The organism is Bradyrhizobium denitrificans, from assembly GCF_013179005.1.
Lineage (GTDB): Bacteria > Pseudomonadota > Alphaproteobacteria > Rhizobiales > Xanthobacteraceae > Bradyrhizobium > Bradyrhizobium denitrificans.
Genome location: NZ_JABFDP010000018.1, coordinates 24,330 through 45,053 on the forward strand (window position 1 = coordinate 24,330; position 20,724 = coordinate 45,053).

Annotated in this window: 22 protein-coding genes and 1 tRNA gene; 6 read left to right on the top strand and 17 right to left on the bottom strand. The window is 66.1% G+C overall.

What is annotated here, in order from left to right; translation table 11 throughout:
- Positions 1-33: 33 nt before the first annotated feature.
- From HL671_RS20530 to HL671_RS20550, 5 genes are all read right to left on the bottom strand, one after another.
- Positions 34-918, bottom strand: coding sequence for a LysR family transcriptional regulator (locus HL671_RS20530; protein WP_012040614.1), 885 nt, complete (start codon positions 916-918; stop codon positions 34-36).
- Positions 919-926: 8 nt separating this feature from the next.
- The gene (locus tag HL671_RS20535) at positions 927-1,901 is read right to left on the bottom strand and encodes a YeiH family protein (protein WP_172238298.1); all 975 of its coding nucleotides are present in this window, start codon (positions 1,899-1,901) and stop codon (positions 927-929) included.
- Positions 1,902-2,100: 199 nt separating this feature from the next.
- Positions 2,101-2,508: a thiol-disulfide oxidoreductase DCC family protein gene (locus tag HL671_RS20540; protein ID WP_012040616.1), complete on the bottom strand. Its 408-nt coding sequence runs from the start codon at positions 2,506-2,508 to the stop codon at positions 2,101-2,103.
- Positions 2,508-3,830: an SDR family oxidoreductase gene (locus tag HL671_RS20545; protein WP_172238101.1), complete on the bottom strand. Its 1,323-nt coding sequence runs from the start codon at positions 3,828-3,830 to the stop codon at positions 2,508-2,510. The genes HL671_RS20540 and HL671_RS20545 overlap by 1 nt, the downstream gene beginning before the upstream one ends.
- 13 nt (positions 3,831-3,843) lie before the next feature.
- A complete protein-coding gene (locus tag HL671_RS20550; RefSeq protein ID WP_012040618.1) occupies positions 3,844-4,311 on the bottom strand; it encodes a DUF2269 family protein in 468 nt (155 codons plus the stop codon).
- A 408-nt stretch (positions 4,312-4,719) separates the two neighbouring features.
- Here HL671_RS20550 and HL671_RS20555 point away from each other — a divergent pair, with 408 nt between their 5' ends.
- Both HL671_RS20555 and ppa read left to right on the top strand, forming a co-directional pair.
- Positions 4,720-5,229 carry a GNAT family N-acetyltransferase gene (locus tag HL671_RS20555; RefSeq protein ID WP_008963902.1) on the top strand — a complete coding sequence of 170 codons (510 nt, stop codon included), beginning with the start codon at positions 4,720-4,722 and terminating at the stop codon, positions 5,227-5,229.
- A gap of 202 nt (positions 5,230-5,431) precedes the next feature.
- Positions 5,432-5,968, top strand: coding sequence for an inorganic diphosphatase (ppa, locus tag HL671_RS20560; RefSeq protein WP_012040619.1), 537 nt, complete (start codon positions 5,432-5,434; stop codon positions 5,966-5,968).
- A 147-nt stretch (positions 5,969-6,115) separates the two neighbouring features.
- On the opposite strand, the gene folD is transcribed toward ppa, so the two are convergent.
- The 3 genes from folD to HL671_RS20575 form a co-directional block, all read right to left on the bottom strand.
- Positions 6,116-7,000, bottom strand: a complete 885-nt coding sequence (gene folD, locus HL671_RS20565; protein WP_172238104.1) for a bifunctional methylenetetrahydrofolate dehydrogenase/methenyltetrahydrofolate cyclohydrolase FolD — start codon at positions 6,998-7,000, stop codon at positions 6,116-6,118.
- 270 nt (positions 7,001-7,270) lie between these two features.
- Positions 7,271-7,606, bottom strand: a complete 336-nt coding sequence (locus HL671_RS20570; RefSeq protein WP_012040621.1) for a DUF167 domain-containing protein — start codon at positions 7,604-7,606, stop codon at positions 7,271-7,273.
- 13 nt (positions 7,607-7,619) lie between these two features.
- The gene (locus tag HL671_RS20575; protein WP_012040622.1) at positions 7,620-7,910 is read right to left on the bottom strand and encodes a YggT family protein; all 291 of its coding nucleotides are present in this window, start codon (positions 7,908-7,910) and stop codon (positions 7,620-7,622) included.
- Between the two features lie 229 nt (positions 7,911-8,139).
- On the opposite strand from HL671_RS20575, the gene HL671_RS20580 reads away from it, so the two are divergent.
- A tRNA-Ala gene (locus HL671_RS20580) sits at positions 8,140-8,215 on the top strand.
- A 142-nt stretch (positions 8,216-8,357) separates the two neighbouring features.
- On the opposite strand, the gene HL671_RS20585 is transcribed toward HL671_RS20580, so the two are convergent.
- From HL671_RS20585 to HL671_RS20605, 5 genes are all read right to left on the bottom strand, one after another.
- Positions 8,358-9,167: a glutamine amidotransferase gene (locus HL671_RS20585; RefSeq protein WP_172238107.1), complete on the bottom strand. Its 810-nt coding sequence runs from the start codon at positions 9,165-9,167 to the stop codon at positions 8,358-8,360.
- Positions 9,168-9,248: 81 nt separating this feature from the next.
- Positions 9,249-10,028 (bottom strand): SDR family NAD(P)-dependent oxidoreductase, encoded by a 780-nt coding sequence (locus HL671_RS20590; RefSeq protein ID WP_172238110.1) that lies wholly within the window; start codon positions 10,026-10,028, stop codon positions 9,249-9,251.
- Positions 10,029-10,245: 217 nt separating this feature from the next.
- The gene (locus tag HL671_RS20595) at positions 10,246-10,713 is read right to left on the bottom strand and encodes a tellurite resistance TerB family protein (RefSeq protein ID WP_172238113.1); all 468 of its coding nucleotides are present in this window, start codon (positions 10,711-10,713) and stop codon (positions 10,246-10,248) included.
- Between the two features lie 144 nt (positions 10,714-10,857).
- Positions 10,858-12,240, bottom strand: a complete 1,383-nt coding sequence (locus HL671_RS20600; protein ID WP_172238116.1) for a cytochrome P450 — start codon at positions 12,238-12,240, stop codon at positions 10,858-10,860.
- Positions 12,241-12,468: 228 nt separating this feature from the next.
- Positions 12,469-13,833, bottom strand: a complete 1,365-nt coding sequence (locus tag HL671_RS20605; RefSeq protein WP_172238119.1) for a hydrolase — start codon at positions 13,831-13,833, stop codon at positions 12,469-12,471.
- A gap of 179 nt (positions 13,834-14,012) precedes the next feature.
- On the opposite strand from HL671_RS20605, the gene HL671_RS20610 reads away from it, so the two are divergent.
- Positions 14,013-15,695 carry an MFS transporter gene (locus tag HL671_RS20610; RefSeq protein ID WP_172238122.1) on the top strand — a complete coding sequence of 561 codons (1,683 nt, stop codon included), beginning with the start codon at positions 14,013-14,015 and terminating at the stop codon, positions 15,693-15,695.
- A 45-nt stretch (positions 15,696-15,740) separates the two neighbouring features.
- On the opposite strand, the gene HL671_RS20615 is transcribed toward HL671_RS20610, so the two are convergent.
- Positions 15,741-15,944 (bottom strand): hypothetical protein, encoded by a 204-nt coding sequence (locus HL671_RS20615; RefSeq protein ID WP_012040629.1) that lies wholly within the window; start codon positions 15,942-15,944, stop codon positions 15,741-15,743.
- A gap of 128 nt (positions 15,945-16,072) precedes the next feature.
- Positions 16,073-16,360: a hypothetical protein gene (locus HL671_RS20620; protein WP_012040630.1), complete on the bottom strand. Its 288-nt coding sequence runs from the start codon at positions 16,358-16,360 to the stop codon at positions 16,073-16,075.
- A 327-nt stretch (positions 16,361-16,687) separates the two neighbouring features.
- On the opposite strand from HL671_RS20620, the gene HL671_RS20625 reads away from it, so the two are divergent.
- Positions 16,688-17,740, top strand: a complete 1,053-nt coding sequence (locus tag HL671_RS20625) for a polysaccharide deacetylase family protein (protein ID WP_012040631.1) — start codon at positions 16,688-16,690, stop codon at positions 17,738-17,740.
- A 94-nt stretch (positions 17,741-17,834) separates the two neighbouring features.
- Here the strand turns inward: HL671_RS20625 and HL671_RS20630 are convergent, their stop codons facing one another.
- On the bottom strand, positions 17,835-18,263 hold the full coding sequence (locus tag HL671_RS20630) for a hypothetical protein (protein WP_172238125.1): 429 nt from the start codon (positions 18,261-18,263) through the stop codon (positions 17,835-17,837).
- 429 nt (positions 18,264-18,692) lie between these two features.
- On the opposite strand from HL671_RS20630, the gene HL671_RS20635 reads away from it, so the two are divergent.
- Positions 18,693-19,256: a hypothetical protein gene (locus HL671_RS20635; protein WP_374050108.1), complete on the top strand. Its 564-nt coding sequence runs from the start codon at positions 18,693-18,695 to the stop codon at positions 19,254-19,256.
- 33 nt (positions 19,257-19,289) lie between these two features.
- Here HL671_RS20635 and HL671_RS20640 read toward each other — a convergent pair whose 3' ends face one another.
- The gene (locus tag HL671_RS20640) at positions 19,290-20,693 is read right to left on the bottom strand and encodes a GSCFA domain-containing protein (RefSeq protein ID WP_012040634.1); all 1,404 of its coding nucleotides are present in this window, start codon (positions 20,691-20,693) and stop codon (positions 19,290-19,292) included.
- Between the last annotated feature and the right edge of the window lie 31 nt (positions 20,694-20,724).

Genomic DNA, 20,724 nt, shown 5'->3' on the forward strand with positions numbered 1-20,724 from the left:
AGCCGTCGCTGCGCTCGCGCTGACGTGCCCCGATCAACCCGCCGCGCTCACCATGCGCAGGAATTCGCGCGCGGCCTGGGTCTGGTGGTGCTGCTTGTGACGCAGGCTGTAGAAGTGCCGCTTGGGCAGCTCAATGTTGGCAATGGCGAGCAGGCCCGCCGTCACGGCCCGCATCACCACGAGGCGCGACAGCACCGTGACGCCGGCACCGGCCTCGACGGCGCCCCGCACCGCCTCGTTGGAGGGCAGATCGAACGCGATATCGAGCTGCGCCGGCGTGATGCCGAACCGGCCGAGCGCGGCTTCGAGCACGGCGCGGGTGCCCGAGCCTTGCTCGCGCAGCACCCATCGGGCCGCCTTCAGATCGCCGACCGTGAGGGACGCTGCCCGGCACAGCGGATGGCCGGCCGGCCCGACCAGCACCATCTCGTCCTCCGCGACCGGTTGCGCGGCGAGCAAGGGATCGTCGATATCGCCCTCGACGAATCCCAGATCGGCTGAGCCGTCCCGCACCTGGGCCGCGACCTGCTCGGTGTTGCCGATCGACAGCCCCAGCGTGATCGCCGGATGCGCGTCGTGGAAACGGTGAATGAAGGCCGGCAGCCAATAGCCGGCGATGGTCTGGCTCGCTGCCAGCGCCAGCCGTCCGCGCTTCAGGCCGGCGAGGTCGTCGAGCACGGTCTCGGCTGCGGCAGCGCGCGCCAGTACGGCTTTGGCTTCGACCAGAAACGCCTTGCCGGCCGCCGTCAGCACGATGCGGCGGCCGACGCGATCGAACAGCCTGGTCTGGTAGCGCGCCTCCAGCGCAGCGACCGCCGCCGACGTCGCCGACTGGGTCAGATGGAGCTCGCGCGCCGCCTGGGTGACGTGCTCGCGCGTCGCCACCGCAACGAAGATCCTGAGCTGCTCGAGCGTCACATCGGCTCCTATGTCGTCAGCTTCACCAGCGCCAGGCTGAAGATCGCAATGAACAGGAAGGCCGCGAGGCCCAGCGCCAGCGGCCGCAGGCCCTTTGCTTTGAGCTTGACGAAATCCGTCTCCAGCCCCATCGCGGCCAGCGCCATCGACAGCAGGAAACCGGTGACGGTCACAATCACCGTCTTCGCCTCGGCGGGCACCGTGATGACGCTGTTGATGCCGACCAGCGCAATGAAGCCGAACACGAACCAGGGCAATGGCGGCTGCGCGCTGACATGGTCTTGGCCGTGTCGGCGGGCGCGGCGTGTGGCCAAAAGGCCGAGCGTCAGCACCACCGGCGCCAGCAGCGTCACCCGCGCCAGCTTGGCGATGGTGCCGAACTCGCCGGCCTGCTGGCCGTCTTGGAACGCGGCCGCGACCACTTGCGCGATCTCGTGAATCGAGGCGCCGCTCCACAGGCCGAAAGCGTGGGCGTCGAGTTGCAGCAGCGCCGGCAGCAGCGGGTAGGCGAACATCGCCATCGAGCCGAACACGGTGACGCAGGCCACCGCATAGGCGACGTCCTCGTCAGGCGCGCGCGTGACCGTGTTGGTCGCGATCACCGCGGATGCGCCACAGATCGAGGTGCCGGCGGCGATCAGTTCCGCCAGCTTGCTGTCGACCCCGAGCAGCCGCCCCATCCACACCGTGAACAGGAACGTGCCAGCGAGGCTCAGCGCGATCACCGCGAGCCCGCGCGCGCCGACCTCGACGATCTGTGCGGCCGTCAGCTGCAGGCCGAGCAGGATGATCGCGATCCGCAGCACGCGGCGCATCGCGAACGCGACGCCCGGCTTGGCCCGCACCGGCGTGCCGACGACGTTGTGAAGCGCCATGCCGGCCATGATCGCCAGGATCATCGGGCTGAACAGGCGGAAGCCTGGCAGCTGATGGAGTCCGAAGGCACCGGCCGCGAGCGCGGCGGACAGCGCCAGCCCCGGCAACAGCAGTGAGAGACGCGTTGCAGGGGCGCGGGCATCTGCCCGATGAGCGACGACAGGGGCATCGGCGGTGAGATCGTGCGCAGGGGTGGCCATGAAAAACTCTCCCAAACCAGCGGTTTCGGAGAGAATTTCATGCTGAAATCAATCGATCCAACGGATTATATCGGATGAATCGTTCGAATCAATCGATTGATCTGGCCTACTCGAGCACCCGCCGGCGCAGCTCGGCGTCCGGCACGAAGCACGAATCGTATTTGCCGAAGATCCGGTAGCGGTTGCGCGCGACCACGCTGTACACGGCGTTACGGAGCGGCTTAGGCACCGCGAACAATGCCCGCGTCCAACCCCAGCCCGGCAGGTTCGACAGCACGGTGAGCGCCGCATCCGATTTGAGATGCGCCCGGCCACCATGCACGACGGCGTTGGTGTCAGGTTCCTTGGGATCGATGCCGAACGCCTGCGCCAGGCGCGTGCCGTAAGGCGACTGGATCGGCGTGAAGCGGAAACGTTTGGCGGCGTCGCGGGCGATGACGAACTGCACCCAGCGCGAACAGAACACGCAGATGCCGTCATACAGGATCACGTCGTCATCGGGCCAGGTGGTCATCATCGATTGTCCATTGTCAGCAGCGCGACCAGCATCAGCACGATCGCGGGTCCGGTCTTGACCAGAGCGCCGAGCGGCTCGAGCCAGAGATCAGGCGTCAACAGCGCGCATCCGGCCATGTAGCCGAGCGAGACGACAATGCCTGCAATCAGGCCGAACACAGCCGTCCGCCGGAATGCGATCAGGACGCCGACCGAGATGTCCATCATGCTGGTGATGGCTGCGAACGGAATTGCGAAGCCCTCGGGCCAGCCGCGCGTGGTCAGGATTGCCGTCGTCGCGGGGAACGACACGAACAGCGCGATGCTGCCCGAGGCGATCCAGAACAGCACCAGGCTGGTGATGATCAGCGCCTTGACCAGGAACAGCCGCGCAAACCATTTGTCCTGGATCGACGCGCCATGCCCGCCGATCGCGTCAGCCAGAGGCGTTGGCGTGAGGCCGGTGGCGGCGATCCAGGGCTGCGGATCGCCGCGGACGCCGCGGCGCAGCTCGGCGATCGCCGTGGTGCGGATCGGCGGCCTCCAGCCGAGCCAGCTCGATAGGTCGCCGGCAACAGCGCCGAGCTTGAGGACCGTCAGCGGCAGCGCGATGCGCGGCCACTGCACCGTGCCAAAGCTGCGGCGAAAGCCACCGATGACGTCGCCGAGCGTGACCGGCTGCGGTTGCATCAGGTCCCAGCTCACCGCACGGGTCGTCTCGTCATCGATCGGGCGCGTCGCCAGCCAGGCGACCGTCGCGGCGATGTCGGCCGCCGCGACCGGCTGGAACGGCGTTGCCGCATCCTTCGCCGGCAGATCGAGCGGCAACGCGGCAAGCGCGCGAACCATCGCGCTGCCGCCATAGGCCGTGGGCGCGATCACGAAGCCCGGCCGCAGGATCGCGTAAGGGAACTCCGACGCGGCAATCAACCGCTCGGCCTCGCGTTTGGTCGTTGCGAACGCCGTGTGGTCCTCTTCGGCTGCACCGGGGATCGAGATGTGAACGAAGCGAACGTTACGGCCGCAGGCGGCGAACGCGGCGAGCAGCCGCGCGACGATATCGCGGTGCACGGCATCGGTGCTGCTGCCCGGACCATCCTGCAGCACACCCAGGCCATTGACGACCACGTCGATCTCATGGGCACGGATCAACCCTGCCAGAGCCGACGGATCGAGCGCCATGATCGGCAGCTCGATGTCCAGCGGCGACATTCGTTGTGAGGCCGAAAACGCCCGCGCCAGGCCGATCGTCACAAAGCCGCGCCGGCGCAGGTCGTCGGTGAGGTAGCGGCCGATCAGGCCGGACGCGCCGAGCACGAGGATGCGCGGATAAGCGGTCATCGCCGGCTCCCGATCAGAACGGCTTCGCGATCATCAGCCAGAGAATGGCCATGACCGACCCGAAGCCGGGAATGCCGCAGATGAACCAGCGGCGGAAGACGGTGAAATAGCGTGGCGGCAACGGCTGAGCATCGGCGTCGGCGGCGCGCGCGAGATCGCGCAGCTCGATCTGCATGAAGATGACCGGCACCCAGAACAGTCCAGCCAATGCATAGAGCACCAGCGACGTCGTCAGCCATCGCTCCGACAGCGACGTTGATGACAGCCACATCAGCGTGCCGCCGCTGATCGGCTGCAGCAGCACCGCCGACAGCGTGAACAGCATGTCGGCGATGACGACCACGCCCGCGGTTCGCGCGATGAACGCAGCCTGTCCGCTCAGATGCGCCATCAGCATGAAGAATGCGATCCCCGTCCCGGTGCCGAGAATGACGATGGCGCCGAGGACGTGCAGATATTTGACCAGGAAATACAGCGTCATCATGGTCCTGCTTGCAGGGCTGCAGCCATCGGTCGCCGCCCTTCTTTGGCTCATCGATATCGCAGTGCGTGCGTGCTGTCCCGGCCAGGTTGGCGCGGCCGTCGCGCGCCTGTTCGTCCCAGCCGAAGCAAAGCGAACAATCATCGGAGGGCGTCGAGCGCCATCGTCCTGCCGAGCGGGAATCGTTCTCCGCCGGCACCGCGCGCGCGGCTGCTGCGGCCGGTCCGCTGCAGTTTGTCGTTGCCCGTCGCAGCTGACGGTTATTAAGCACCGTTGGCGCATGGGCATGTTGCGAATTTGTCCCTTTTCGGCACAGCTTTCCGCCACGGTGATGCCGAAAGTCCACAGGTTAACCGATCTTTAACGTGGCACCTTGAAGGCGCGCCGCCGACTTGCTTTGATCTCGTCATGAGCACAACCCTGATCGAAGTCCGTCCGGCCAAGGCTGCAGATGCGGCTGCGGTGGCGTCAGCCCATGATGAAGCTTGGCGTTCTGCCTATCAGGGAATCATCCCTGGCGCAGAGCTGGAGAAGCTGATCAACCGGCGCGGCCCCCAATGGTGGGACAGCGCGATCCGCAAAGGCAGCCGCGTCAGCGTGCTGGTGTTCAACGACAAGGTCGCAGGCTATGCGAATTACGGCCGCAATCGCGCCCGCAGCCTGCACTTTGACGGCGAAGTCTACGAGCTTTATCTGCGACCGGAATTTCAGGGGCTGGGGTTCGGTCGCCGGCTCTTTCAGGCCGCCAAGCGCGATCTCGCGCAAAGCGGGCTGAAGAGCATGGTGGTGTGGGCGTTGTCCGACAACGATCCCGCCACCGAGTTTTACCGTGCCTTGGGGGGCCGCATGGTCGCACGGTCGTCCGAGCGCTTCGGGCCGAAGTCGCTCGACAAGGTCGCCTTCGCCTGGACGAACTGAGTCCCGGCGAATTGCACCCGGACTGCTTGAACCCTGGACGCGTTAAGCGTTAACGCGGTCCTGAACTGAACTGAAGGTTTCGGATTGAGGTAGCTGTTGCGCAGCCGCGATTTTTTTGCGACTGCGAATATGAGCGCTCAGCTCGCGAGCGTCCGACCCTCAAACGTTCAAATTCTCAAAGTTCAAGTTCTACGGAGCATCCATGCGCATCGACGCCATCCCGATCGGGAAAGATCCGCCGCGCGAGGTCAACGTCGTCATCGAAGTGCCGGTCGGCGGCGAGCCGATCAAGTACGAGCTCGACAAGGAGGCCGGCACGCTGTTCGTCGACCGCTTCCTGTATACGGCGATGCGCTACCCCGGCAATTACGGCTTCATCCCGCACACGCTCTCCAATGACGGCGATCCCTGCGACGTGCTGGTTGCCAACACCCGTGCGATCGTGCCCGGCGCGGTCATGAGCGTTCGCCCGGTCGGCGTGCTCATCATGGAGGACGAGGCTGGCGGCGACGAGAAGATCATCGCGGTGCCGTCCTCGAAGCTGACGCAGCGCTATGACAAGGTCCGCACTTATTCCGACCTGCCGGACATCACCCTGCAGCAGATCCAGCACTTCTACGAGCACTACAAGGATCTCGAGCCCGGCAAATGGGTGAAGGTGCTGCGTTGGGGCAATGCCGACGACGCCCATCAGCTGATCAGCGAGGGCATCGCCCGCGCCAAGGCGGCGAAGAAGTAGGATTGTTGTTCGAGTCAGCCCGGCGCCGCGGAATCGCAAACCGCGCGGCGCCGGCGCCTCTGATCTCCAGAGCATGATCCGGACAGGTGGAAACCGGCTTTCCGAAAGATCATGTCCAAGCAAAGCTTGGCCCGTCGGGAAGAAGGCTCACACCGCCGGCTTCGGCAGTCCGGCGATGGCGCAGGCGGCGCGCAGCGTGTTCACCAGCAGGCACGCCACCGTCATCTGGCCGACGCCGCCGGGCACCGGCGTGATCGCACCGGCGACCTCCGCAACTTCGGCATAGGCGACATCGCCGACCAGGCGGGTCTTGCCCTCGGCGGTCGGGATGCGGTTGATGCCGACATCGATCACGGTCGCTCCCGGCTTGATCCAGTCGCGCTTCACCATCTCGGGCCGGCCCACGGCGGCGTAGACCAGATCGGCGCGCGCGGTCAGCGCGGCCAGATCGCGCGAGCGCGAATGCGCGATCGTCACGGTGGCGTTCTCGTTCAACAGCAATTGCACCAGCGGGCGGCCGACCAGATTGGAGCGGCCGATCACGATGGCGTTCAGGCCTTCCAGCGAGGGGTGGACGGTCTTGCTCAGAATGATGCAGCCGAGCGGCGTGCACGGCGCCAGCGCCGGCTGGCCGCCGGCGAGGCGGCCGGCATTGTGCGGATGCAGGCCGTCGACGTCCTTGGCCGGGTCGATCGCGTTGATGACGATCTCGGTCTCCAGGCCCTTCGGCAGCGGCAGCTGCACCAGGATGCCATGAACAGAGGGGTCATGGTTGAGCTTGTCGATCAGCGCCAGCAACTCGCTCTGCGCGACGTCGGCAGGCAGCTTGTGCTCGAACGAGGCCATGCCGGCGGCCTGGGTCTGGGTATGCTTGCTGCGCACATAGACCTCGGATGCCGGATCGTTGCCGACCAGCACCACCGCGAGCCCCGGCGTCAGGCCGTGATCGCGTTTGACCCGCTCCACCTCGCGCGCCACCTGCCCGCGCAGGTCGGCTGCGATCACTTTTCCATCGATGATGCGCGCGGTCATTGCTCTCCCTCGTCGTTCAACCCAGTCCATTGAGCGCAGGATGCTTGCCGCGAGCTCCCATCCTCCCCTGGAGGGGGAGGGTCGGTCGCACGCGAAGCGGGCGAGCGGGGTGGGGTGAAGCCACGGATGCTGGTCCCGTGGAGAGATCACCCCCACCCCGCCTCACGTTCGCTTCGCTGACCGTGAGGCGACCCTCCCCCTCCAGGGGAGGGTGAAGACCGCTGTCTGCGAAGCCGAAAGTTCTCCTCGCGTATCCTGCGTCTGCCTCGACTATTTCCCGGTCGGCTTATGGGCTGCGACGAGGTCGCGCAAGGCCTGATCGAGCCTGGATGCGTCGCCTGTGATCGTCACCTGCTTGAGCCGCGCGGTGGCGCCGGAGGTGATTCGCACCGCCGCCTTGGTGACGCCGATCGCCTTGGCCAGCAGTTCGGTCACGGCGCGATTCGCCTCGCCACCATCGGCGACCGCGCGCACCCGGAGCTTCAGCACGCTGCGGCCGTCGGAGAGCGTCTCGATGCCGTCAATAGCGTCGCGGCCGCCGCGCGGTGTCACCCGCAGCGCAACGGTCAGGCCGTCGGACGCCGGGCGCCAGGGCAGCGGGCTCATCGCGCCGTTCGGCCTAGGGCACGAACGGATAGACGTAATCGGCCAGGTACATCTGGATCAGCATCAGCAGGAAGAAGACGATGATCGGCGAGATGTCGAGCCCGCCGAAATTCGGCAGCCGGCGGCGAATCGGGCTGAGCACCGGCTCGGTGATTCGGTAGAGGAACTCCGCGATGCCCGCGACGAACTGATTCCGCGTGTTGACGACGTTGAAGGCGATCAGCCAGGACAGGATGGCCGACGCGACCAGCAGGTACATGTAAAGCGAGATGACCTGGATCAGAACGTAAATGATGGGCTTCATCAGGGGGCTTCTTGGGGCGGGAGAACGGGCTCACCGCTAGATATCGGTTCCCCCAGGGGCAAACAAGGGAAGCTGCCCGTCAAGGCTAACGGGCGATGTGAGCGTTCTTGACTTGGCCGGAGGCCCGACTGTAAATGGCGCCGTTCTGCCGGCCGCCTTCCCAATCTCGAGCGGCCGTGCGTGACCAAGCCGTCGGACTTGACAAGTCTTTGGACTTGAAACGTGACTTGGGGCCATAGCTCAGCTGGGAGAGCGCATCGTTCGCAATGATGAGGTCGGCGGTTCGATCCCGCCTGGCTCCACCACGCTTCGCCCTTCGGGCTACGCGTGGCGCGGCCACGCAGTGCCCGAAGGGCGAAGCGTGGTGCCCGGCGTAGCCACATGGCGAAGCCAGGCTGGTATTTAGCCCAATGGACTGAAAAGCCTGATTGTCTGAAAGACCGGCTTCTACTCAGCCGCCTCGGCCATTGCCGCAACCGGTCGCCGCGCCAGCCAGCCGTCCAGAAAATGCTGGAGCCACGCGCGCTCCGCCGTATCGTGCACGGCTCGTCCGTCGAAATGATGGTGGCGCGGCCGCGCGCCGGGCGTGTCCAGCCGGGCATGACCGCGCGTGGTCCAGCGGCACATCATCGCGTAGGTCACGTCGGGGTGGAACTGCAGCCCGGTGGCGTTGTCGTATTGGTAGGCCTGGACTGGAAAGTCGCCGCCCTCGGCGAGCAGCTCGGCTCTGGCGGGCAGGTCGAAGCCCTCGCGGTGCCAGTGATAGACGTGATCGGGCCAATGTGGACACAATCGGCGCCCGGCTTGGGTCGGACGGATCGGGTAATAGCCGATCTCGGCGCGCCCTTCCGGATGCGGCGCGACCTTCGCGCCGAGTTGCATCGCCAGCATCTGTGCACCCAGGCAGATCCCGAGGAACGGGCGCTGCTCGCGCAGCGGCACATCGATCCAGTCGATCTCGCGGCGGACGAACTCGTCGGGATCATTTGCGCTCATCGGACCGCCGAAAATAACGGCACCGGCGTGCTCATCGAGCGTCTCCGGCAGCGGGTCGCCGAAGCGCGGCCGACGGATGTCGAGCGGATAGCCGCGGGCACGGAGCGCGTTGCCGACCCGCCCGGGGCTCGACGTCTCCTGATGCAGGATGATCAGAACCGGCCGCCGCGGTGTAGCCGCGCGGGCCGGTATGGAGGGTCGTTGTCGAACGTCCGTCTTGGCGGTCCCGTTCGGTTGGCGCGAAGGGTCTTGCCTGAGCATCACCTGACGATCATAGCTAAGCGAAAGTTAACGGCGCGTGAGCGCGCAACCCTCGCCAAGCAAGCCCCGCGCCAGCGTCGATCAGCTGCGCTTCAGCTGCAGCCGGCCGACCGCGTCCAGGATGAAGCCGCGCGGGAACCAGCGCAGCAGAAACGGCACGATCTTGATGCCGAGCCCGGGCAACACCACGCGCTTGTCGGCCATCAGACCACGATAGCCGGCCTCGGCGACCGCCTTGGGCGAGACGTTCAGGATCACCGAGTCGACCCCGGGCTTGAAACCGGCGCGGTCCTGGAATTCCGACGGAACCGGCCCAGGACACAGGACGGTCACCCGGACGCCATGCGGCGCGAGCTCCTTGCGCAGCGCCTCGGTGAAGGAGATCACATAGGCCTTGGAGGCATAATAGACGGCCATGCCCGGTCCCGGCAGGAAGCCGGCCACCGACCCCAGATTGAGGATGCCGCCTTTGTTGCGGATCAACTGGTCGGCAAAGCGCAGCGACAGCTCGGTCAGCGCGCGCACATTGACCGCAATCATGTCGAGCTGCTCGGTCCGGGACAGCTGCACGGCTTTGCCGAACAGGCCGAAGCCGGCATTGTTGACGAGAAATTCGAGCTCCAAGCCGGCGGCCGACAAAGCGGCTTCGATGGTGTCGCCCGCATCAGGCGACGTCAGGTCGCAGGGAATGACCAGCGGCTCCGGGCCACCTTGGGTGACGATCTCGCGGGCCAGCGCCGCCAGGCGGTCTTCGCGCCGGGCTGCCAACGCCAAACGGTGTCCATTGGCGGCAAACACACGGGCCAGCTCGGTCCCGATCCCCGCCGACGCACCTGTTATGAGCGTGACACGTTCACCCACGATCCCAGCTCTTTGATTTGATCAAATTCCAGACAATCTTCGGTCGCGCCGGACGAGAGCATAGGCAGACCGGAACATGCAAGCCGCGCAAAATGCGACGCGGGATCCAATTGAAGCAATAGTTTCGAATTCACATAGGCTTATCGGAGCGATTACGGCCAGAAACAAAATTAAAGTTTGTTCATCTCGGGTTCCGCTTCGAGCTCCAAACCGGGCCTCAGGCCGGATGGGCCGGCCGGCGCGCGGCAACGCGGTGCTTCAGGTCGACACGGTCGCGGGTCGAAATGCCGAGCAGCTCCGAGGCACGCCAGACGACATTGTCCTCGAATTCGGTGACCCTGCCGTCCGCATAGACCAGCTCCCACATCATCTCGACAATGCGCAGCCGGCCGGCTTCATCGACCTCGCGCATGATCACGCTGGTGAAACGATAGAGGTCGACCGCATCGCCCTCGGCCAGCATGGCCTGGGCAATCAGGCGATCGGCGCTGCCGGGGTCGAGCCCGAAACGCAGCTCGATCAGGGTGTGCAGCTTGCGCCGCTCGGCCTCGCTCGGCTCGCCGTCCAGCGAGATGACATGGATCAGCAGCGCGGTCGCGGCCAGCTGATAGCCGTTGTCGTCAAAGGCCGGCGTCTGCTGCGGCGAAACGACGTCGGCGATGAATTGGCGCAGTCCTTCCAGCATGACGTCCTTCGCGGCTGTTGTCCCGGCCACCCCCGAGCCCACATCTTCAATATGCGAATCAAAAGCGGCTCCGGCAATGCGCCGGACGGTCCGGACCGCATGACATTTCGGTAAGTGAACGGCCGGCAAGCGCGCCAGGGTTGCTCAGCGCGGCGTGATCCTGAACAGCGGCGACCGGTCCGGCTGCGTCGTCACCACCCCGATGGGCATCACCGGCGCGCGGTCGATGAGCTCGATCTTGAATGCGCCGACCAGGCGCGCCAGCGCCAGCACGGCTTCGACCAGCGCAAAATGGGCGCCGATACAGACCCGCGCTCCGGCGCCGAACGGCAGATAGGCGAAGCGCTCGGGCGGCGCGGCGCCCGGCAGGAATCGCTCGGGCATGAACGCGTTGGGCGCGCGCCAGAGCTTTTCGTGCCGATGCAGCAGCCAGGGCGAGATCAGCACCACGTCGCCGCGCTTGACCGGAAAGTCCGCGAGCCGGTCCGGCCCGCTGGCCGCCCGCGCAATCAGGAAGGCCGGCGGATACAGCCTGAGCGTTTCGTCGATCACGGCGCGGGTGAACGGCAATCGATCCGGATCGCCGAGATCGCTGGCCGCGCCAGCTTCCTGCGCCAGCTTGCTCTGGCTGGCTGGATCGAGCGCGATCAGATACAGCGCCCAGAACAGCGCCGTTGCGGTGGTCTCGTGGCCGGCGAGGATCATGGTCGCGACCTCGTCGGCGAGTTGCGCATCGGTGAAGGCCGCACCGGTCTCCGGATCGCGTGCCGCGCCCATCAGGTCGAACAGGTCGCGCGGCGGCGCGTCGTCCAGCTTGCCGGCGGCCCGGCGCTCCGCCATCAGCAGGGTGACGAAGGCGGTCCAGCGCTTGCGGAAGCGACGGCGGGCGATGTCGCGCGGCGTCGGCCAGGACAGCGGCAGCACGATGTCGAGCAGATGTGGGCTGGCCAGCCGCGCGCCATATTCGAACACGAAGTCGCGCAAGGTCGCGCCGTGACGGCCCATCTCGAACGAGAACATCGTGCGCCCGGCGATGTCGAGCGTCATGCGCTGCATGATCTCGCGCAGGTCGACCGGCGCGTCGCATTGCTGCTTCAGCCGCGTCACGGTGTCATCGGTCACCGCGATCATGTGCGGAATCAGCCCCGCTACGGCGCGCGGCGTGAATGCCGGCGCCAAAGTGCGGCGCTGGTGCTTCCAGGCCCTGCCCTCGGCGATGAGCAGGCCTTCGCCGAGCACCGGTCGCAGCACGCGGATGGCACCGTCGGTGCGAACATAGTTCTCCCAATTGTCGACCAGCACATGCTTGATCGTGTCGGGTGTGTTGAGAATGTAGCTCGAGCTGCCGAAGAACCGGCCGCGGACGATCTCGTCCTCATAGGCGCGCTGGCTCCAGGTTGCGATCGCGTTCTCTCCCATCAGCAGTACGCGACGGAACGCGCCCATGCTGTCGGGCGCACGCGGCGGCATCGGAGGAATGACCGGTGCTCGGGCCTGCGGCAAATAATGGATCTCGGCGGTACTCATGGGTGGCCTCACGACGCCGGCGGCGCGGCAAAGGATCGATCGGCAACACCAGCGCCGCGGCTTATGCAGGCGACCGCGGCGAACCGTGGCAGACCCTCAAGTGGCAGACCCTCACGTCGACGGCGAGAGATCCTGCGAAACGGATCCATGCCGAGGCGCTTGCGAAGCGAGGAAGAGGGCGCATCGACGCGCCCTCCAGAGCGTTCGTGTATCATTTGACTCCGGTAACTAATTAGTCAGCTCGATGACCGCAATCCTGCTCTCCGAAGCTGGCCAAAGCCGGGCGGCGATGCGTTCCTCGTTGAACAGTCCGGTGACGCTGCGCCCGACCTCGCCTGCGGGCAGCCGCAATGTCGTGGCGGCGTCGGTCGGTACTCCCTTCTGTATGTCGGCAGGCTCCTTGCCGTCGAGCAGCACGATGTCGCGTGGCAAGCCGAAATAGCCCCGCGGCCTGGCCATGATCACGATCGCGCCCGCTCCGGCATCGGCCTGGCCCAGCGGCCGCGCGGCGCGCAGATGCACGACGTCGGACGAGCGCGGGAACGGCGAGCGGTAGAAATGGGTGATCGGCGCGCCCGGAGATGTCAGTACGATCTCGATATAGGAGGCCGGATCGATTTCCGCAGGGCCCCAGCGCCCGTCCGCGCCGGTCTGGCCGCGATAGACAGGCTCGCCGTTGCGCGCCCCGGTCTCGGCGGCGATGCGATAGACCTCGACGCTCGCGCCGGCCACGGGACGGTTCGTCGGTGCGCCGCCCGGCGTTCCCGTCACGAGGCCGCTGATTCGCACCTCTCGCTCCGGCTGGATGGCAATCAGCGCTGGCTCACGGCCGGCGATGAATTTGTAGATCTCGCGGAACGCGCGTGGATGGAACGCGACCTCGCGATGGTCGAGCGTGCCGATCACGAGGTTGGTCGCGCCCTTCAGCGCCGGGCCGTCGGCGGTGATCCCGGTGGGAACTCCGGGCTTGCCGAGCAGGCGGCCATCGGCTTGGGCGTATTTGTCGAGGCCGTCGCTGCGCAGGGTCATGAAGGCCGTGCCCGCGGTGACCTCGCTGTCGCCCGCATTGAGGCCGCGCAGGAACGGTCCGCGGCCGTTGAACTCGCTGTTCGGGCTGTCCTCCCAATCGAACACGCCGTGATTGGGCGTGCCGCACAGCACCGCATGGCTGACATCGGCGCCCCCGCCATTCTTCACGAGGTTGCGAATGGCGTTGCCGCCGCGCGAGCTGCCGACCAGCGCGACGCGCGCCGCTCCCGTGCGCTCCTTCAGTGCCTTGACCGCCTCGGCAAGCTCGCGGCGTTGATCATCCGTCGACGATCGGTTGGGCTGCGCCACCGCATCATCGTTCCGCGCCAGCGGATCGGTGAAATTGAGCGCAGCAAGGTGCGTTCGCGGCACGCCGTTGGATTCCATGCGCCACAGCGTCGTCATCCAGAGCGCTGCATGGTCGCCATTGCCATGAACGAACAACACCGGCGGCAGGTCGGCGCCCGCAGGCGCGGCCTGCCCCCACGCCGGTAAGCTCAGACCGCCGGTGAGCAGGGGCAGAGTTCCCATGCTCTTGAGAATGGTGCGGCGCGTCAATTTCATCGGCGATCTCCCCGTCGTCTCGTTCATTTGGTGTTCGTTGGCCGTGGTCCAGGATGCGTTGCGCATGGCGGCACTGGACAGCGGCGGACATTCGCAGGCATCACATCGGTCCGGTCGGAATCAAGCGATAGTTCAATGCGACATCATTCAGAACGGTTGGGCGACGTGGACGGACCTGCATGAATGCGCCGCAGAAGCGTGAGCCGTTCGCGGCAGAAGGCATTGCCGCGCCGCTGCGTCACATGGTGTTCCGCCGCATCTGGCTGGCGAGCCTGCTGTCCAATCTCGGACTTTTGATCCAGGCTGTCGGCGCCGCCTGGGCGATGACGCAGATGACGTCGTCGGCCGACAAGGTGGCGCTGGTGCAGACCGCGCTGATGCTGCCGGTGATGTTCATCTCGATGCCGGCCGGTGCCATCGCCGACATGTATGACCGGCGCATCGTTGCGCTCGTCTCGCTGCTCGTCGCGCTCGGCGGCGCTGTCACCCTGACGGTGTTGGCGTGGCTCGGCCTGGTGACGCCGGAGCGCTTGCTGGCGCTGTGTTTCGTGATCGGCAGCGGCATGGCGCTGATGGGGCCGGCCTGGCAATCCTCGGTGAGCGAGCAGGTGCCGCCGGAGACGCTGCCAGCGGCGGTCGCGCTCAACGGCATCAGCTACAAAATCGCGCGCAGCTTCGGTCCGGCGATCGGCGGCGTCGTCGTCGCCGCTGCCGGCGCGGTCGCGGCCTTCGCCGCCAACGCGCTGCTGTATCTGCCGCTGCTTGCGGCGCTGTTCCTGTGGCGGCGCGTGGTCGAGCCGAGCCGGCTGCCGCGCGAGCCGCTCAATCGCGCCATCGTCTCGGGCGTTCGCTACATCATCCATTCGCCGTCGATCCGGATCGTGCTGATCCGCACCCTGGTCACCGGCATCATCGGCGGCTCGATCTCGGCGCTGATGCCGCTGGTCGCGCGCGACCTGCTGCATGGCGGCGCGCAGACCTATGGCATCATGCTCGGCGCGTTCGGGATGGGCGCCGTGGTCGGCGCACTCAACATCGGCGAGATCAGGAAACGGCTGTCGGGCGAGGCGGCCATCCGCAGCTGCGCGCTGACCCTTGGCGCTGCGACAGCGGCCGTGGGTCTCAGCGGCGAGCCGGTGCTGACCGCGGCGGCGCTGGTGGTCGCCGGCGCGGTGTGGATGCTGGCGGTGGCGCTGTTCAACATCGGCGTACAGCTGTCGGCGCCGCGCTGGGTGGCGGGCCGGGCGCTGGCGGCGTTTCAGGCGGCGATCTCCGGCGGGATTGCGATCGGCAGCTGGGGCTGGGGGCACCTGACCGACGCTGCCGGCGTCGAGGTGGCGCTGCTTGTCTCGGGCGCGCTGATGATGGTCTCGCCGCTGCTCGGCCTGTGGCTGCGGATGCCGCCGATCGGCGCGCGGAATGAGGATGGCGAGACCCTGGCGGATCCGGAGGTGCAGCTCGAGCTGACGTCGCGCTCAGGTCCCCTGGTGGTCGAGATCGAGTATCGCGTCGCCGAAGATGATGCCCGTGCGTTCCACGACCTGATGCAGGACGTGCAGCTCAGCCGGCAGCGCAACGGCGCCTATGGCTGGTCGATCGCTCGCGACATCGCCGATCCGGAATTGTGGACCGAGCGCTATCATTGTCCGACCTGGATCGATTATCTGCGCCAGCGCAACCGTGCGACGCGCGCCGAGCGCGAGTTGCATCAGCGCGCCATCGGCTTCCACATCGGTCCGGATCCGGTGCGGATCCGCCGCATGCTGGAGCGGCCGTTCGGCTCGGTCCGGCCCAAGGATGATGTCGATCGGACCGCCGAACAGGCGCCGGCGGTTGCGACGGCGGCCCGTAGCGGGCCCTGATTGGCGGTCTGCCCGGGCGCTCCCGATGCGGGCGTCCCGGAGGGGTTACTGCCCGTGTTCGGTCAGCACCTTGTCGCAGGCCTTCGACAGCTTGGCGCGATGCTCCTTGAGACAGGCCAGGACGGCCTGATCGCCATTGTTCATCACGGCGCGGCAGTGCCGCGACACGTCGCGCGCGCAGGCGTCCTGGTTGGCCTGCTGCTGGGCTGACGCTGCCGACACCGCCAGCATGAGCGGGATGACAACCATTATTACTCGCATGAACGACGCCTCTCTCCCGGCATTGAAGCTTGGCGGCGCTTTTAGTGGTCACAACTGGCCGTCGCAAGCGTCGCGGTCGCAGCTATGGCGCGCAGGCTGGAGCCGCAAGCGGGCCTTCAATTCGCGTCGTTGATCTCGGCGATCTTGCCGCTGCGCTTGGCGACCTCCTTGTCGAGCACGGCGCGGCAGCCGGAGCTCAGCGACGACCGGTTCTTGATCATGCAAGCGGTGACCGCAGGGATGTTCGGGATCTCGCTGCTGCAGAGGCGGAACGCATCCCCGGTGCACATCTGCTGCGCCTCGGCGCTGAAGGCGAAGCTCGTGCTGGACGTGACGGCCGAGATGGCGGCGACGCTGACGGCGGTCAGAACGGTCGTGCGCAGGAGATTGAAGGACTTCGTCATGGCTGGCTCCCATTGGCTCGGCGTGATTGCGAGCCCCGTGTTCGATGCGTCCATCATGGCCGGATCGCTCTCTAGCAACCGTGACGCGGGTCACGCCAGATCAGGCCCATCAACCCCGGTCCGCGCGTTGAGCAGAGCAATCGCCGCGACGACGTGTCGCTCCGGTGAAGTCCTGATGCGACGCGGAGGGTGCGCGGGAAAACCGCGACCGTCCCGGCGGCGTTGGCACCCCGTTAAGGATTCGTTGGCATTAATGGAAGCTAATGGAATGGGACGAATACCGTCGTATCCGTCCCTCGCGTATCTCGCGTTTTCGGGAAAGTAACCATGCGTAATGCGTTAGGCTTGCTGTTGGCCACCGTCGTCGCGGCGTTGGCGATCACCGGTGTGTGGTATTGGCTGTCGAAGCCGAACCCCGCCAATGCCGCCGCGCAGAGCGCAGCGGCGAAGCCGTCCGAGTCCGCGCCGCCGCCCGCCCGCGTGGCCGCCAAGGCCAGCAAGGACGCGCCCAAGGACGATGTCGAGATTACCGGGACCCTGCCGTCCAAGACCGCCGCGGCATCCTCCGCGCTGGCGCTGCCGAAGTCGACCTGCGCCAATCCGGACGCGCTCGGCATCTCGCGCACGGTCGTGGTCGACACCACCGGCGGCCCCGGCTTCGGTCTCGACCATTTCAAGCAGTTCGACTTTCTCGCCGACCGCGAGGTGGTGCTGACCTTCGACGATGGCCCGTGGCCCGTGAACACCCCGGCCGTGCTGAAGGCGCTCGCCGACGAATGCACCACCGGCATCTTCTTCTCGATCGGCAAGCACGCGACCTATCATCCGGAGATCCTGCGCCAGGTGCTGGCGGCTGGCCACACCGTCGGGGTGCATACCTGGTCGCACGCCAATCTGAACGGCAAGAAGATGACCGACGAGGCGGCCAAGGAAGAGCTGGAGAAGGGGTTCAGCGCCGTGAAATTCGCGCTCGGCACCAACCCGGCGCCATTCTTCCGCTTCCCGCAACTGCAGCACCGGCCGTCGGCCGTCGCCTATCTCGGCAGCCGCAACGTCGCGATGTTCTCCTGTGACGTCGACAGTTTCGACTTCCGCTCCAAGGATCCCGACCAGGTCGTGAACACGGTGATGACCGGGCTCGACAAGAAGGGCAAGGGCATCATCCTGATGCACGACTTCCAGAAGAACACGGCGCTGGCGCTGCCGACTTTGCTGCGGCGTCTCAAGGCCGGCGGCTACAAGGTGGTCGCGATGAAGGCGAAGGGCACGCTGGACACGCTGCCGGAATATGACGCGATGGTCGGCCAGGACCCGAAGCTGCCGACCACGATGACCAATGCGCGGCCGATCTCGAGCGTGATCCAGACCGTCTCGCAGTGATGCCGCTGCGACAAAGCTGACGTGCCAAGGCCGGGCGTTCGCCCGGCCTTTTCGTTGCGCGTCGTCGGCTTCGTGGCCGCCTGCAGTCTTGCGCTCACCAATAGATGCCGTGGCGATGCAACTCGCGGATGATCCGCGCTTCGGTCCAGCTCTTGCCGCGCGGCTTGCCGGCCCGTGCTGATTTTGCTGCAGACGTCGAGCGCCGCGATGATTTCTGCACTGAGCCGGTCGGATCTGGCGTCGGCGCCGCGGCGGCCGCGGGCTGCGTGGCCGGCGTTGAATTGGCGACAGGGGCTGCAGCTGCCGGGGCCGGTTGCACGGGCTGTGTTGCTGGCTGCCCGGGTGCACCAGCCGGCACCGGCGCCGGTGTGATCGTGACCTCGCCGGCCTGCTGGACATAGGCCGGGCGCGGCGCAGGTGCGGCGGTGTCGTTCGGCGCCAGTGAGAGGCTGCGGGTCCCGCCGGCCTGGGCGGTCGTGGCGGATGCCAGCACAATAGCGCCGATCAGCATCATCTTGTTCATCGTCAAAGCTCCCCTCGTTGATGGCAAAGCAATAGGCCGCCGCGGCGGCCTGGGATGTGACGGCAGTCACGTGCGGCGACGACGAGGCCCGGCGAGGGCACGCGGTCATGCGCAGCGGTTCGTTCTTTCTGAGAACCTTTTCGCAGCCGCCGCGACTTCCCTGCAGGGACGAGGTGCTCCGACGGCGAGCAGGCACACACATGGCATCGATTGCAGCGGCCCGCGGAGCGGCTGTGCTGCAATTCTGCTCGTTTTACTGGCTACTTTGTTACCGTCACCCGGAGCTGTTCACGAGCACCCGGACGACCCACGGTTGAGGTATGATTGTATGCACATGTACTATTCGTTGGTGCGATTCAGAAACCTCTCCGAATCCGATAGTGAAACCTATCGATTCGGGGGAAGGGTGGGCGCATGCGCCGCTTCGTGATGGCACTTTCGCTGGCGGTCACCGCGCTGCTCCCGGCGACCGGGCGGGTCTGGGCGCAGTCCGGTGAAAACGACGTCGAGGAGATCTTTGTCGCACGGACCGTGCGCCATGGTCGCGTGGTGCCGTCGGACTTCTGTGCGCCGACAAAGACCGGGTTTGCGCCAGCGCTGGAGGATCAGCTCACGATCCACGCGGTGACGGTCCGGCAATCGGATGGTCGCATGACCGACACCGGTGAGAAAAGCATCGGCGAGTTGCGGGTGTGTATCGGCCAGGCAATGGATCCGACATTGCTCGGCACCTATACCGAAGGTCAGCTGAACGGAATTGCCTTCAACGGCGTCGGCGATTGCCGGCTGGTGCGCGGCAATCAGCCCGAGGAAGGGCTGCTGACGCACCGCTGTTTCCTGGCGTTGTCCGGATTGCCCGAGCCCTATGTCGGCGGCTTCCTGATCTCCAGTTCGCTGTATTCGAGGACCCCGTTCGGCCCCGAGAGCTCGCCGCCGGGCTATGCCCAGGCCGGCATCGTGATCATCCGGTTGTGGCGGAAGCGGCTGCCCTGAAGCCGCCGCTCCGCGCCGCCGTCCGACACGAGGTCAGGCCGGCGAGAAGGTCTGCACGAAGGCGCGCACCGTGGCCGCCACCTTGTCCTCCGAGACATGCCAGGCAGCGCCGTCATCGGCGGCGAAGAAGCTCGACGCGTTGGAGCCGCCCCAGCGGAAGACTTCGAAGGACGGCCAGTACCAGATGTCCGGGAGGTTCGAATTGTTGACGACCTCGTGCGCCACCAGCCGCATCGTGCTCTTCGACAGGCAATCGGCCTGCACCACCGATTCATATTCGAACGAGGTCAGCAGCGGCACGGGGGACACCGTGACGATGACCTTGATGCCCGGCTTGATGCTGCGGATGAAGTCGATCAGATAGAGCACGTTGTCGACATTCTCCTGCACGCTCGCGGTGCGGAACTTGTACTTCTCGGCCAGCGCGCGGGAGTTCAGCGCGCTGGGCCGCGGCAGCACGAAAGCGCCGGTCTCGCGGTCGAAGAACGCGGCGGCAACGCCGAGCGTCAGGATGAAGACGTCGGCCTGTTTGATGGCCGTCAGCGTGCTCCACTTGCTCGACCCCGGCGGCAACAGCTCGACGATGCGCTCCTCGATCTCCGGATTGATCTTGGCGTCGCGCAGCCAGTCGACGAACACGCGGTTGGCGAACGTCGTGTTGATATATTCCGAGATCTCCATGTGGTGACTGGAATAGCCGCTGTCGTTGAGGCTCTTGGACAGGTTGCGCGCGAAGCACGAACCCATGGTGAAGAAGCGCGTGCTCTTGTCGAGGAATTTGGGCGCGGCCGCCAGGTTCACCGCAATGTGGCTGGTGATCAGCGTCTGCAGATCGCCGAGGAAATCCTTGGTTTCCGGATAACGTCCGACCTTGGCGCGGGCCTTGACGTCCTTGGCCTTGCCCTTCTTGGCGTTCGAACGCGCGAGCTCCAGTGTCTCGCGGTTGATCGGATTGTCGTAGGCCGGATTGAGCTGGATGGCCTTTTCGAGCGCGGCCACCGCCTCCTCGAACTCGTTGCCCTGGGTCAGGATCTCGCTGAGCGAGAAGTAATCGGCGGCCTGGTTGGAGGCGCGCGCGAGCTTGCGGAACAGCTCCATCGAGCGCGTGAACGGCCCGACATGGCTGCAGCGCACCGCGGCGCTGCGGATCAGGTGCAGATTGCCCTCGCTCGGATCGTTGAAGATCTCCGGATGCTCGTCGAGGATCGCGAGCATCATGTCGCGCGCCTCGGCGCGCTTCTTGTGCGAGCCGTCGTCGATCAGCTGCGCATAGATGAAGCGGGCATTGATGTCCTTGGGGTCGAGCTCAAGCAGCTTCTGGAACGCGAGCTGCGCGCTGACGAAGTCCTTGTCCTCGATATATTTGTAGGCGAGCGTCCGGATCTGGCCGACGATGGATTGGAACTGGGTATGATTGTCGAGGGCAGTGGTGCTCATGTCGAGGATCGCCTTTGTCTCTCGTTGCGTG